Source organism: Agrobacterium sp. NPDC090273 (assembly GCF_044772305.1).
Lineage (GTDB): Bacteria > Pseudomonadota > Alphaproteobacteria > Rhizobiales > Rhizobiaceae > Agrobacterium.
Window position 1 is genome coordinate 167,138 of the sequence record NZ_JBIVYN010000005.1, and the last position, 13,767, is coordinate 180,904.

Consider the following 13,767-nt stretch of genomic DNA (forward strand, 5'->3'; position numbering starts at 1 on the left):
TCGCATAGAGACCGCACGAATGTCTGCGATATCACTTTGCCGGGAGTTGCGAAACCTGCGCGGCTGCGGCGGCCTTCTGGCGGTTTGCCTCATCATGCCAGCGCACCGCCTCTTTTGCTTCGGCACGGGCGCGCTTACGATGTTTCCCTTGCGAAAACCATGTCGCCGCCGAGCCCAGCAAAACGCCGAAAATGACCGCGAGGAACAGGAACACGAAAAACGGCGCAGTAAAAGAAAGAACGCTGTCTTCAGGTCTGAACGGATTGAGCGCAAGCGTAGCCGACTGTCGATTGGCGACGCACAGAATAATCAGCACAATTGCCAGCGGCACCAGGATGATGAGGTTGATGAGTTTTTTCGACATCCGCAATACTCCATCTTGGCGGGCAGGCCAGGGTCCGACCTTGAAGGCCGAGAGGATCAATCGTCCTCTTCATCACCCATGCCGGGGTTGAGGCGCTCGCGCAATTCCTTGCCGGTCTTGAAAAACGGCACCCACTTTTCTTCGACAAAAACCGATTCACCCGTACGTGGGTTCCGGCCTGAGCGAGAAGGTCGGTTCTTCACGGAAAATGCGCCGAAACCGCGAAGCTCGACACGATTTCCTGCAGCCAGCGCATCCGTGATTTCATCCAGCACCGCGTTGACGATATTTTCGACGTCGCGGTGATAAAGGTGCGGGTTACGCGCAGCAACGATCTGCACCAGTTCAGACTTTATCACGGTTGCCCCCTGAAAAAATTGGGTTTTTAATTTTGCTCAACCTGCCAAACCGAAACGAGACCGTCAAGAAACAACTTTTCCGCGCCGATCTGCCCAGCCCCTGCAAGCGGTAGAAAATCCTCATATCCGAGTATTCTTGCGATCCCGGCAATGCTGAAGAGCGAAAGTGGCGATTTCGATGACGGCGCGCGCCATTCGACGATCGGCAAATCCTTTGCCACATCGCGTGTCTGGAAATAGTCGCGGATTTCCTTTTCACCACCCAGAGCATCCACCAGCTTGTTGGCCAGCGCCTGCCTGCCCGTGTAGATCGATCCATCCGCCAGTGCCAGAACGGTCTCTTTCGGAAGCTTGCGACGATCCGCCACAAGGTTGACAAACCAGTCGTAGCTGTCCGTCACCATGGCCCTTATCATGGTCTTCGCCTCTTCGGGCGCGTCATGGAACGGCGACGGTTCGGCTTTTAGCGGAGATGACTTGATTTCCTGCAGTGAGACGCCGAGCTTTTCCATCAACGGCCCGAGCTGCGGATACTGAAAGATCACGCCGATCGAGCCGGTGATCGAGGTTTCGCCTGCAACGATCGTGTCGCCAGCCGCAGCAATCATGTATCCTGCCGAGGCAGCAAGAGTACGGATATCGGAAACCACCGGCTTCTTTTCAGCCACAGCACGAAGTGCCTTGAAGATGCGTTCACCGCCATAGGTCGTGCCGCCCGGAGACGAGATCGAAACGATCAGCCCCTTCACATTGTCACTTTTCTCGATTTTGGCGAGGCGCTCAAGAAGCTCGGTATTGTCCTGGATAAGTCCGGAAATTTCGACACGGGCGATATGCGGGCGCTCGCTTTGTTGCGGCGCTGTCCAGAAAACCCGGTAAAGTCCAAAGAGGCCTGCAATCAACAGGAAAACGGCAGCAACCCGCCAGAATGTAAGCTTTCGGCGCAACTGCCTGCGATCCGCTATCGCCATCTGATCCATGAAAACCTCTGCCTCGGCGGTCCTGAGCAAGCGATGCCGCATGCAACGCGCAATGTGGTGGTTCTAGCGTGAAGCTGCAAGGAAGCAATGCGTAAACCGAATAATCATAAAATTAGCGCATCTCTTGCACCTTTCCAGACAAAAACCATATTGGCAGGGCAAGGCACACGTGCCAAACACATCAGGATGAACAAAAAACTTCCGCTGCGGACCATGAATGGCGCGCACGAAGTGACCGGACCCACTCACATGCTTGAAAGACTTCGCGAACCAGCGCCCGCATTTTCATTGCCGAACGGTCAGGCCGCGGCTTACGAACGTGCGCTCAAACATTCCGTGCTGGTCAAGCGTCTGAAGATCATTCTACCGGTCAGCGCGATTGTGGTTTCGCTCGCATTCATTGGCGTCTCGCTTGTCAGAACCTGGGTCCCGGACGAAGTCTCGCTCGAGAGCGCTCGCATTGAAGACGGCAAGATCGTGATGGAGAAACCTGCTGTTGCAGGCCGCAACGAGCAGGGCATCGACTACTCCATGAATGCCGATCGCGCGCTTCAGGACATCGCAAACCCCAATCTCATGACGCTTGAAAAGGTTCTTGCCGCAGTGCCGGTCAATGACAGCATTGCACAGGTTATCGCACAGGAAGGCATTTTCGACCGTTCGACAAACTCGCTGAAGATGACTGCACCTTTTGACATCAATCTCAGCAATGGCATACAAGCAAAGTTCCAGTCTGCGGATGTCGATCTGAAGGCCGGAAAAATGAGCAGCGAAGAGCCCGTTTCCATTAAGACAAAGGACGGCTCCATTGTTGCGCAATCGATTCATATCGCCGATAATGGCAAAACAATCACTTTTTCGGGGCAGGTACGCGCACGTATCGCTGCATCCAATATCAAGAATGAAGGCAAGTGAGAGCCCGGTCCAGATGATGCACATTTCCCGTCCCGTTTTTCTCGGCAAGTCGGCCTATCTTGCGATCGCCGCTGTCTGTTTCGCCTCCACCGCGCTGGCGCAGAACACGACCAGCAACATGCAGGGCGTCAAACTTTCCGGTGACCAGCCGATCGCCATTGAAAGCGACCAGCTCGAGATCCGGGATCAGGAGCGCAAGGCCTATTTCACCGGCAATGTGAAAGTGGTTCAGGGAACGACCACCCTTCAGTCCGGCAAGATGACCGTGAACTACAAGGGTGAAGGTTCGTCGCTGACGAGCGGTGACGCGAATATCGAAAAGATCTTCGTCGACAACAACGTCTTCCTGACATCCGGAACCCAGAAAGCAACCGCCGATCACGGCGAGTTCGACATGGCGGCACAGACATTCATCTTGACCGGCAAACAGGTCGTTCTGTCTGAAGGCACCAATGTCTTCACCGGCTGCAAGCTGACGGTGCTGATGAACACGGGACAGGCCAAGCTTGAAAGCTGTGGTGGCCCGGTTCGAATCATGCTCGACCCCAAGTCGCAAAAGAAACAGTAGTCTTTCCTCGTGAAGATACCATCGTTCTCAAATATGTTCGGCGGCACGCCGGGCCGCTCCGATGAAGCGGCGTCTGGTGCTGACAAGGCACGCTACGAAGGCACGCTGATCGCGCACGGCCTCACGAAAACCTATAATACGCGACGCGTCGTCAATGGTGTTTCGCTGGTTGTACGCCGCGGCGAAGCCGTGGGCTTGCTAGGCCCGAACGGCGCCGGCAAGACGACCTGCTTTTATATGATTACCGGTCTCGTGCCTGTTGATACGGGCAAGATCGCCATTAACGGCAACGACGTCACCTCCATGCCGATGTATCGTCGTTCCCGCCTCGGTGTAGGGTACCTGCCGCAGGAAGCATCAATTTTCCGCGGACTGACGGTCGAAGACAACATCAAGGCCGTTCTTGAGGTGCATGAACCGGACGCCAAGAAACGCAACCACAAGCTCGATGAGTTGCTGGAAGAGTTTCACATCGCGCAGTTGCGCAAGTCTCCGGCCGTTGCCCTTTCGGGCGGTGAGCGCCGTCGTCTTGAAATTGCCCGCGCGCTTGCGACCGACCCAACCTTCATGCTGCTCGATGAGCCTTTCGCCGGCGTTGATCCAATCTCCGTCAGCGATATTCAGAATCTTGTCAGGCACTTGACTGCCCGTGGGATCGGCGTTCTGATTACAGACCATAACGTGAGAGAAACGCTTGGCCTGATCGACCGTGCCTACATTATTCATGCGGGCGAAGTGCTGACTCATGGCCGTGCGGATGACATCGTCAATAATCCCGATGTACGCCGTCTCTATCTCGGCAATAATTTTAGCCTTTGACGGCTGGACGCGAAAGATTCTTCACCTCGCCCCACTCTGACGCTTGACCAAATGAGATAAAAAAGCAATTTTTGGGCCAAGTTTCATTGTCTCCGTGAATTTTCTGGAAAATGAGGCTGTGAGGAAGCTGTAAGGGGAGTTTCGCGTCCACCATGGCATTGTCTGCCAGCCTTTTGCTGCGTCAAAACCAGTCCCTCGTGATGACGCCTCAATTGATGCAGTCGATCCAGCTGCTTCAAATGACGCATTTCGAGCTGACGCAGTTTATCGCGCAAGAGGTCGAGCGAAACCCGCTGCTGGAAATTGCAGCAAACGATAGCGATTTAGGCACGACTGCGCCTGAAAATGTAGCAAACTTCAACGATGGAGATGACGATCTTTCCAGCGCGCCAACGCCTTCAGTCACATCCGATTCGGACGACTGGTACGGGGATCGCGCCGCCAATCTCGGTGAACAACTCGATACCAGCTTCGAGAACGTCTTCCCTGACGACGCGGAACCGCGGAAGGCCGATGCGCCGGAGCTTCTGAGCCAGTGGCGCTCAATGCCGGGCCAGGAAGCTGGCGAAAGCTATGATCTTGACGATTTTGTCGCTGCCAAGCCAAGCCTGCATGACCATCTGAACCAGCAAGTACCCTTCGCCATCACCTCTGCCGAAGATCGCCTGATTGCGGACGCACTGATCGGCCAACTCGACGAGACCGGTTATATTGCCGTCGATGCGGTGCAGGAGACAGCGGAGCGGCTGGGAACGACGACGGCTGCAGCGGAAAACGTCCTGAAAGCACTTCAGGGATTTGACCCACCTGGTGTTTTTGCGCGCTCACTCAGCGAATGTCTGGCCATACAGCTTGCCCAGAAAGACCGGCTCGATCCGGCCATGCGGGCTTTCATCGACAACCTGGAACTCCTGGCAAAACGCGATTTTGCCACGTTAAAAAAACTTTGCGGTGTGGATGAAGAAGACCTCCTCGATATGCTCTCGGAGATCAGAACGCTCAACCCACGACCAGGTGCCGGTTTCGAGTCGACTGTTTCCGAGACGATCGTGCCCGACATCATCGTGCGCCCGTCGTCCGAAGGTGGATGGCTGGTGGAGATCAATCCCGATACCCTGCCAAGGGTGCTGATCAACCAGACCTATTTCGCCGAGGTCTCGAAACACAAGACGCGGGAAGGCGAGGATCAGGATTTCCTGTCGGAGTGCATGCAGACCGCGCACTGGCTGACGCGAAGCCTCGATCAACGCGCCAAGACAATCATGAAAGTCGCCACGGAAATCGTGCGCCAGCAGGATGCGTTCCTGGTCAATGGGGTTGGCCATCTGCGGCCGTTGAACCTCAAGACCGTTGCCGATGCGATCAAGATGCACGAATCCACCGTCAGCCGCGTCACGTCCAAGAAGTACATGCTGACACCTCGCGGGGTTTTCGAGCTGAAATATTTCTTCAGCGTGTCGATCAGCTCCGTGGAGGGTGGCGACAGCCATTCCGCAGAAGCGGTCCGCCATCGTATCAAGACGATGATCGCTCAGGAGGCCGCGGATGCTGTTCTTTCCGACGATGATATTGTCGATAATCTGAAAAGCAGCGGTATCGATCTCGCACGCCGCACGGTTGCAAAATACCGTGAAGCGATGAACATCCCCTCCTCCGTTCAAAGACGTCGCGAGAAAAAGGCGATGGCGAAATTGTCGACCTATTGAGGACCCCAGAGATCACGTTTTCTAGGGTTTTCCGGCATCCCATTGACTCTTACCGATGCAACGGCTAGAAGCCCGCCGCACACGGTAGCAAGGTTGTTTGTAACGGATTCATCTCCACCGTCCAGAGGCGTAAATTTGGAATGGAGGCCCAAAGAGGTCTTCGAAACGCTTGGATGCGCGCGCAGCTTGACGTAAGCTGGTACTCGCAAATCACTACAAAAAGGAAAAATTCCATGAGTGTGCGTGTATCTGGTAAACATATGGAGATCGGCGAATCTTTCCGTCAGCGGATCGAGGACAACATAGGTCTGGCGGTTACCAAATACTTCGATGGGGGGTATTCAGGACAAGTGACCGTTGAAAAATCCGGGCCGCGTTTTGCTGCCGATTGCAAAATTCACCTCGATACGGGTGTTGTTTTGCACGCAGCAGGTCAGGCCAATGATCCTCAGGCAAGCTTCGAAGCTGCTGCGGAACGGATTGAAAAACGCCTGCGTCGCTACAAGCGGAAGCTGAAGGACCACCACAACGGTTCTGCTTCCAACGGCGGCACACAGGAAATTGCTTATACCGTGATGGATGCAATCTCGGACGCGGACGACGAAGTTCCGGAAGATTACGCACCCACCATCGTAGCCGAGAGCTCGAAACAGATTAAGACCATGTCCGTAGCGAGCGCCGTTATGGCCCTCGACATGACGGACGAACCGGTTCTGGTGTTTCGCAGCCCCGGTAAGGAATATCTCAACATCGTCTACCGGCGGAACGACGGCAATATAGGCTGGATCGACGCAGCGACGATCAAGAGCTGAACAGTCTGACAAGACGTGGGAGGCATCCCCGCAACAGCGAATTTGCCTCCCTACCGTCTCGATGGCATGAAGGAAAAATAGAATGGCGTTGGCAGATTTGCTGCAACAAGATGCGATTATTCCCGCCCTCAAGGTGAATTCCAAAAAACAACTGCTCCAGGAACTGGCGGCGAAAGCGGCCAGAATTACTGGAGTGTCGGAACGGGAAGTTTTTGACGTCATCCTCCAGCGCGAGCGGCTCGGCTCGACCGGTGTGGGGCATGGCATCGCTATTCCGCATGGCAAACTCAGCAGCATCAACGCGATCACCGGCGTCTTTGCGCGCCTTGAGACGCCTGTCGATTTCGAAGCGCTGGATGATCAGCCTGTCGATCTGGTGTTTCTTCTTCTTGCCCCCGAAGGGGCTGGCGCCGACCATCTGAAGGCGCTGTCGCGCATTGCGCGTGCGCTGCGTGACCCGGAGCTTGTGGCCAAGCTGCGTGCGACAGATTCCGACACCGCGATCTATGCATTTCTCAATCAGGAGCAGGCAACCGCTGCCTGACAGCGCGAGCCTTTGTGAGAGCGGCTAACCGTTCGGGCAAGACATCCACATAAAAAAACGCGCCCCGAGGCGCGTTTTTTTATTCTTCCGGAGACTTGTTGTCTCAGGCATCTTTTTCATTGAGCGAGCCTGTGCCCGGCTCAGCCGTCGCAACAGCTTCCAGCTTCGGACCACCTTTTGCAACGCCAACCATGGCGGGGCGCAATACACGATCACCGATGGTATAGCCCGCCTGAACGACCTGAAGCACCGTGTTGTTGGGAACAGTCGTGTTCGGGATTTCGAACATTGCCTGATGGAAATTCGGATCGAACTTCTCACCTTCAGCATCGATCTTCTTGACGCCGTGACGCTCAAGCGCAGACAACATCGAGCGTTCAGTCATATCAACGCCTTCGATCAGGCCGCTGATACCGGCTTCGGCATCGGTCTTGAGATGGTCGGGAATAGCTTCCAGCGCACGGCGCAGATTGTCTGATACAGCCAGCATATCGCGCGCAAAACCTGCCACGGAATAAAGCTTCGCATCCTTGACTTCACGTTCTGTGCGACGGCGAAGATTGTCCATTTCTGCGGCAAGACGCAGAAATTTATCACGCAGATCGGTATTTTCGGCTTTCAAAACCTCGATCGGATCGGGTTCTGCTGCCTTGGCGGTGATGTCTTCGAGAGCTTCTTCACCCGCCAGCGCACTGTCGATTACTTCTTCGGCGACGTCCGCGTCAGGTCCGGGCTTTTTTGTATCGTCGGTCATGACGTTCTCCAGATTGGAAGATTAACTTTGTTGTTTGCGCCCGATATCGAGCTTTGGTCGGCAAAAATCAAGGCTTGCGGCAAAAAGCCTGCCGCAATTGTCTGGTCATTAGACCAATTCCTATCGTGTTTTCCTGGAAAGGCGGGCCATAATCTGTGCCGTGTAGTCCACCATGGGAACGATGCGGGCGTAATTGAGCCGCGTCGGGCCGATAACCCCGACCGCTCCAACGACCCGGTTTTCCTCGTCGCGATACGGCGCAACAATCAGCGACGAGCCGGAAAGCGAAAAGAGCTTGTTTTCCGAACCGATAAAAATACGCACACCCGAACCGCTCTCGGCCAGATTGAGAATCTCGATGAGGTTTTCCTTGCGCTCGAGATCATCGAACAACATGCGGACACGATCGATATCCTCTTCGCCCGCAAGGCCCTCCAGCAGGTTGGAGCGGCCACGAACAATGAGACGGCCAAGCTTGCCATCCTCATTATCACCAGCCCATATCGCCAGTCCCCGTTCGACCAGATCCTGCGCGAGCTGGCCGAGCTCTGTCTGGAGCTCCGCCTTATGGATCTGAAACTGGCTCCTCAGTTCCTGCAATGTCTGCCCGCCAAGATGGGCGTTGATGAAGTTTGCGGCTTCCGTGAGTTGCGAGGACGAAATTCCCGCTGGCAATTCGATGATCCGGTTTTCGACCTGGTTGTGATCACCGACCAGCACGGCAAGCGCCTTCGTCGGCTCAAGCCGTATGAACTCGACATGCTTCAATATGACATCGTTTTTGGCGGTCAACACCAAGCCGGCCCCACGCGACATGCCAGAGAGCATGCGGCTTGCTTCGGTCAGCAGTCCGTCGAGCGGCTGCTCCTGGCCCGACATGGGGCCGATCTGACGGTCGATACTGGCACGCTGATCTTCCGGCAGATCGCCGACCTGCATGAAGGCGTCAACGAAAAACCGCAGACCCGTCTGTGTCGGCAGGCGCCCGGCACTGATATGCGGCGAATAGATCAGGCCCAGTTCTTCCAGGTCGCTCATGACATTGCGAACGGAGGCAGGCGAAAGCGACATCGGCAACAATCGAGACAGACTGCGAGAGCCCAAGGGCTCACCTGTTTCCAGATACCCTTCGACAATTCGCCGGAAGATCTCCCGCGAGCGTTCGTCCAGCAACGATGCCTGATCTCTTGAAAGCGGCGCCGAAAAACCCATTTTGCCCGTTCTTTTTCATCGTCATTATTCTGCATCAATATAGTGCGTCGTGCGGCCACGGCAAAACGGAAATTGGCGTAACACAAGGCGCTTCTTGATCGCCTCGCCGAAGGCATTGATGTGGGCGATCCATCGGTATGAAGGACCCTTTCCGAATGCGATCGCAACGATGCAGGCCATTCGCATACATATAATCCCCTCAGAACCCACAGAACTGTTTCCATTTCACCGGGAAACGCTCTAGAAGGCTGAAACGAACAAGGAGAGTGACGAGATGCGGCCTTCAGGCAGAAAAACCGACCAGATGCGCAAGGTTTCCTTCGAGCGTAATTTCTCGAAACATGCGGAAGGTTCCTGTCTTGTCAAATTCGGTGACACGCATGTGCTTGTCACGGCGAGCCTTGAAGAAAAGACGCCGCCGTGGCTGCGCAACAGCGGCAAAGGTTGGGTCACAGCAGAATACGGCATGCTGCCACGCTCCACGCACGAGCGCATGAAGCGAGAAGCTGCATCTGGCAAGCAGGGTGGCCGCACCCAGGAAATCCAGCGCCTCATCGGCCGCTCGCTTCGCGCTGTCGTTGACCTGCAGGCACTTGGCGAGCGCCAGATCAGCATCGACTGCGACGTGATCCAGGCAGATGGCGGGACGCGCACAGCCTCGATCACCGGCGCATGGATTGCCCTGCACGATTGCCTGAAGTGGATGGAAACCCGCAACATGATCAAGGTCGACAAGGTCCTCAAGGACCATGTTGCTGCGATTTCCTGCGGCATCTTTGCCAACCAGCCCGTCATCGATCTCGACTATCTGGAAGACTCTTCTGCCGAAACCGATGCCAATTTCGTCATCACCGGTGCAGGCGGCATCGTCGAAATCCAGGGTACGGCGGAAGGCACGCCTTTTTCCGAAGAAGAGTTTCTGACGCTGCTTGGTCTTGCCAAGACAGGATGCGCTGAACTGGTTGCCCTGCAGAAGCAGGCAATTGCCTGAGCCGATAGGATACGCCATGCGCAAGCTCGATACCCGCACGATCGTCGTCGCCAGCCACAACAAGGGCAAGATTGCCGAAATCGCCGATCTCATCGGACCGTTCGGCTTTTCGGCAAAATCGGCGGCAGAACTCAATTTCGCCGAGCCGGACGAGACCGGGACGACGTTTGAGGAAAATGCTGCCATCAAGGCGCTTGCCTCAGCGAAAGCGTCTGGTCTGCCGGCCCTCTCCGACGATTCCGGTCTGGTGATCTATGCTCTTGATGGCGCACCTGGTGTCTATACGGCCAACTGGGCGGAAACCGCTGACGGCACGCGCGATTTTCAGATGGCCATGCAGAAGGTCGAGGATGCACTTGCCGAGCGCAAGGCTGCAACTCCTGCCGAGCGAGGCTGCCGTTTCGTCAGTGTGCTCTGCCTTGCCTGGCCGGATGGTCATCTCGAGTATTTCCGTGGAGAGGTTGAAGGCTCTGTTGCCTGGCCGCCACGCGGAACGAGCGGGTTCGGTTACGATCCGATTTTCCAGCCGCAAGGCTATGAGGCGACATTCGGCGAAATGACCGCCGAGGAAAAACACGGCTGGAAACCGGGCGATGATTTTGCCCTTTCGCACCGTGCGCGTGCATTCAAGAAATTCGTAGAAACGTGCCTGGAGGCTTGAACCCGATGAACGGGGAGCATCAGATTTCTGCCCCCGGCACATCGCTTCTGCCGGATACGGGCGATCCGGGGTTTGGTATATACCTGCACTGGCCGTTCTGTGCGGCCAAGTGTCCCTATTGTGATTTCAACAGTCATGTCCGCCACAAGCCCGTGGATCAGGAGCGATTTACTGCAGCTTTCCTGAAAGAAATGGAGCGCATGCGGGCCATCAGTGGTCCTCGCGCCGTCACCAGCATCTTCATGGGCGGCGGCACACCATCGCTGATGGACCCGCGGACGGTTGGCGCTGTCCTCGATGGCGTCTCGCGCTTCTGGCATGTGCCAGATGGTATCGAGATTACCATGGAGGCCAACCCATCCAGCGTCGAGGCTGAGCGTTTTCGCGGCTATCGGGCGGCGGGTGTCAACCGGGTGTCACTCGGCGTGCAGGCCCTCAATGATCGTGACCTGAAATTCCTGGGCAGATTGCATGATGTTGCCGATGCCTTGAAAGCGATCCGGCTGGCACGCGAAATCTTTCCACGCATGTCTTTCGATCTGATCTATGCCCGCCCCAGACAGACGGTGGAGGAATGGGACGCGGAACTGAAAGAAGCGGTTTCCTACGCCGTGGATCATTTGTCGCTCTACCAGTTGACGATCGAGGAAGGCACCCCCTTCTACGGTCTGCACAAAGCAGGCAAACTCATCGTGCCGGACGGCGAACATTCGGCTATCCTTTATGAGGCAACGCAAGAAATCACCGAGCGTTACGGCATGCCCGCCTATGAAGTGTCGAACCACGCGCGTCCCGGCGCGGAAAGCCGACACAATCTCACTTACTGGCGGTATGGAGATTATGCCGGCATCGGACCTGGCGCCCATGGGCGTTTGACAAAGGGCTCGTCCAAGCTTGCGACGGCGACCCAGCGACATCCGGAAACCTGGCTCGAAGCCGTGGAACGCGACGGGCACGGCATGGTCGATCAGGAGCTTCTGGGCGTTGACGAACAGTCGGACGAACTGTTGCTGATGGGTCTTCGGCTTCGGGAAGGCGTTGATCTTGCCAGGTGGAGCGAACTTTCAGGTCGTGAACTCGATCCGGAAAAGGAAGACTTCCTGCTGCAACACGGTTTTGTCGAACGCCTCGGCAATTCTCGCTTGCGCTGCACGCCTGCCGGCATGCTCATTCTGGACGCCGTCGTCGCTGATCTGGCCTGCTGACTGAACTTCAAGCCTGTGACAGACAAATAAAAAAGCGGCCCGAAGGCCGCTTTTTTTATGCGTTGTTCTCGTTGATCAAACGTTTCAGCAGTTCGACCTCGTGACCGAGCTTGGTGTCGCCCGAAATCAGTTCCTCGATCTTGCGAACCGCATGCAGAACGGTCGTGTGGTCACGTCCACCGAAACGACGGCCGATCTCCGGGAAGGAGCGAGGTGTCAGCATCTTCGACAGATACATGGCAACCTGACGCGGCTTGACGATAACGCGTGTACGACGGTTGGACACAAGTTCCTGGCGCGACACGTTATAATGCTTGGCAACAATACGCTGGATGTCTTCGATGCGAACACGCTTGGCTTCGCCCGTACCGACGAGATGCGACAGCAGTTCATCAACGCGATCCACAGACAGGTTCGGTTCGAACGAGCGGCGGAACATCAACTGGTTGAAGGCACCCTCAAGCTCGCGCCCACTTGCCGTGACGCTTTTGGCAACATGCGTCAGAATATCTTCCGAAATATCAAAGGACGGATCATCCTGACGGGCCGAGCCGACGCGACGGTTCAGCATTTCATAACGCATGTCGTAATCAGGGCCTTCGATTTCGATGGCCATGCCACCCTGAAGACGCGAACGGACGCGTGGATCAAGCGATTCCAGCTCCCAGGGGGCGCGATCGGCAGCGACAACGACCTGCTTGGCGCTGTCCAGCAGCATGTTCAGCAAATGGCAGAACTCATGCTGGATCATCTTGCCCTGAAGGAACTGCATGTCATCGATGACGAGCAGGTCGATGTTGCGCAAGGTGTCCTTGAGCGTCAGTGCATCATTGTCACGGATCGCCGTTGCAAAACGCCACATGAAGTACTCAGCCGTCAGATAGACGACGCGCGGATTGCGCGGGCTGTCGATGGCTGCATTGGCGATAGCCTGCAACAAGTGCGTCTTACCGAGGCCAACGCCTGCATGAATGAACAGCGGGTTGAAGCGCACAGCGCCAGCACCAGCTTCTGCAATGGTCTTGGCCGCCGCCAAAGCAACACGGTTCGACGAGCCCTCAACGAAGGTATCGAAGGTGAAACGTGTATCAAGCGGAGAGCCGAACAATGGACCAGAGCTACCCTGCCGCACTGTAGGCTGCGCCGTGGCAGACTGAAGCGACGGCGTTAAAGCCGGCTGCTGCGGAATGGATGGCTTGTTCCGCTGGATCGCACCGACTTCCTGTACGGGCTGCATGCGCTCTTCCGCCTGCGCAGGACGAACCGGACGGGTTGCCGAACGGACGAGAATCTCGACCTTCAGAACATCCGCATCCTCGCTCTGCACCAGGCTGGTGATGAGATCCATATAACGGTTGTTGATCCACGACTTCAAAAAGGTCGTTGGAACAGTAAAGCGAACAACGCTTTTGGAAACAGAATGGAGTTTAAGTCTTGCAAACCAGCTAGCGTAAACTTCGGGACCGACCTGTGCCTTGAGCCGCGCGCTAAAACGTTCAAACAGCGCATCGTGCTTCATTGTCGATTTGTCCCCTGCCGCGTCAGAGCAAGCTGCATCGGATGCCTTTGGTGCACGGTCCCCGTCCGTCACCGCACCCATCGCCAAATTCAATTGCATATTGCCGCCTTTCAAATTGCCAATCATAGCCTGACGATCAAATTCACCGTCAGGGATCCCCCTCGTGTTATTCTTGCTTTCGACATTCCCCTCGCAAGAATTGTCCAAAGCGCTACTCGTTCGCGAGCCGGTTATCCCATTTCCCTCTTCATCATGGAGAGGCCTGCGATACGCTAACAACACTCCTTTCGTTGCAACCTGAACATGTATTTCTTCAGACAAAGACTACCCGTTCGCTCCGAGACCGGAACGGCGCAAA

Annotated in this window: 14 protein-coding genes and 1 pseudogene; 9 read left to right on the plus strand and 6 right to left on the minus strand. The window is 55.9% G+C overall.

Features of this window, described 5'->3' with window-relative positions:
• Window positions 1–31: 31 nt before the first annotated feature.
• The 3 genes and pseudogenes from ACIQT8_RS15105 to sppA all read right to left on the minus strand — a co-directional run bounded on the left by ACIQT8_RS15105 (window position 32) and on the right by sppA (window position 1,703).
• Entirely contained in the window at window positions 32–364 is a 333-nt protein-coding gene (locus ACIQT8_RS15105; protein ID WP_262526221.1) for a LapA family protein, read from the minus strand.
• A 56-nt stretch (window positions 365–420) separates the two neighbouring features.
• Window positions 421–735 (minus strand): annotated as a pseudogene (locus ACIQT8_RS15110) (integration host factor subunit beta); the annotation flags it as partial.
• 14 nt (window positions 736–749) lie between these two features.
• Complete coding sequence (gene sppA, locus ACIQT8_RS15115; RefSeq protein WP_400966652.1) at window positions 750–1,703, minus strand: signal peptide peptidase SppA; 954 nt, start codon at window positions 1,701–1,703, stop codon at window positions 750–752.
• A gap of 249 nt (window positions 1,704–1,952) precedes the next feature.
• Here sppA and lptC point away from each other — a divergent pair, with 249 nt between their 5' ends.
• From lptC to ptsN, 6 genes are all read left to right on the plus strand, one after another.
• Entirely contained in the window at window positions 1,953–2,618 is a 666-nt protein-coding gene (gene lptC, locus ACIQT8_RS15120; RefSeq protein WP_138794370.1) for an LPS export ABC transporter periplasmic protein LptC, read from the plus strand.
• Between the two features lie 13 nt (window positions 2,619–2,631).
• On the plus strand, window positions 2,632–3,186 hold the full coding sequence (locus ACIQT8_RS15125) for an LptA/OstA family protein (RefSeq protein ID WP_138794369.1): 555 nt from the start codon (window positions 2,632–2,634) through the stop codon (window positions 3,184–3,186).
• 33 nt (window positions 3,187–3,219) lie between these two features.
• A complete protein-coding gene (gene lptB / locus ACIQT8_RS15130) occupies window positions 3,220–4,005 on the plus strand; it encodes an LPS export ABC transporter ATP-binding protein (RefSeq protein ID WP_178340741.1) in 786 nt (261 codons plus the stop codon).
• Between the two features lie 152 nt (window positions 4,006–4,157).
• Window positions 4,158–5,711, plus strand: a complete 1,554-nt coding sequence (gene rpoN, locus ACIQT8_RS15135) for an RNA polymerase factor sigma-54 (RefSeq protein ID WP_400966657.1) — start codon at window positions 4,158–4,160, stop codon at window positions 5,709–5,711.
• Window positions 5,712–5,944: 233 nt separating this feature from the next.
• A complete protein-coding gene (hpf, locus tag ACIQT8_RS15140) occupies window positions 5,945–6,523 on the plus strand; it encodes a ribosome hibernation-promoting factor, HPF/YfiA family (RefSeq protein ID WP_400967163.1) in 579 nt (192 codons plus the stop codon).
• Between the two features lie 82 nt (window positions 6,524–6,605).
• Complete coding sequence (gene ptsN, locus ACIQT8_RS15145) at window positions 6,606–7,067, plus strand: PTS IIA-like nitrogen regulatory protein PtsN (RefSeq protein ID WP_262523999.1); 462 nt, start codon at window positions 6,606–6,608, stop codon at window positions 7,065–7,067.
• Window positions 7,068–7,170: 103 nt separating this feature from the next.
• Here the strand turns inward: ptsN and grpE are convergent, their stop codons facing one another.
• On the minus strand, window positions 7,171–7,821 hold the full coding sequence (grpE, locus tag ACIQT8_RS15150) for a nucleotide exchange factor GrpE (RefSeq protein WP_400966660.1): 651 nt from the start codon (window positions 7,819–7,821) through the stop codon (window positions 7,171–7,173).
• Window positions 7,822–7,941: 120 nt separating this feature from the next.
• The gene (gene hrcA, locus ACIQT8_RS15155) at window positions 7,942–9,033 is read right to left on the minus strand and encodes a heat-inducible transcriptional repressor HrcA (RefSeq protein ID WP_138794364.1); all 1,092 of its coding nucleotides are present in this window, start codon (window positions 9,031–9,033) and stop codon (window positions 7,942–7,944) included.
• 274 nt (window positions 9,034–9,307) lie between these two features.
• On the opposite strand from hrcA, the gene rph reads away from it, so the two are divergent.
• From rph to hemW, 3 genes are read left to right on the plus strand one after another with little or no spacing between them, the layout of a single operon-like run.
• On the plus strand, window positions 9,308–10,024 hold the full coding sequence (rph, locus tag ACIQT8_RS15160; protein WP_138794363.1) for a ribonuclease PH: 717 nt from the start codon (window positions 9,308–9,310) through the stop codon (window positions 10,022–10,024).
• Between the two features lie 16 nt (window positions 10,025–10,040).
• Window positions 10,041–10,685 (plus strand): RdgB/HAM1 family non-canonical purine NTP pyrophosphatase, encoded by a 645-nt coding sequence (gene rdgB, locus ACIQT8_RS15165; protein WP_400966664.1) that lies wholly within the window; start codon window positions 10,041–10,043, stop codon window positions 10,683–10,685.
• 5 nt (window positions 10,686–10,690) lie between these two features.
• Window positions 10,691–11,890, plus strand: coding sequence for a radical SAM family heme chaperone HemW (hemW, locus tag ACIQT8_RS15170; protein ID WP_400966667.1), 1,200 nt, complete (start codon window positions 10,691–10,693; stop codon window positions 11,888–11,890).
• A 55-nt stretch (window positions 11,891–11,945) separates the two neighbouring features.
• On the opposite strand, the gene dnaA is transcribed toward hemW, so the two are convergent.
• A complete protein-coding gene (gene dnaA, locus ACIQT8_RS15175; protein WP_400967166.1) occupies window positions 11,946–13,409 on the minus strand; it encodes a chromosomal replication initiator protein DnaA in 1,464 nt (487 codons plus the stop codon).
• Window positions 13,410–13,767: the final 358 nt, after the last annotated feature.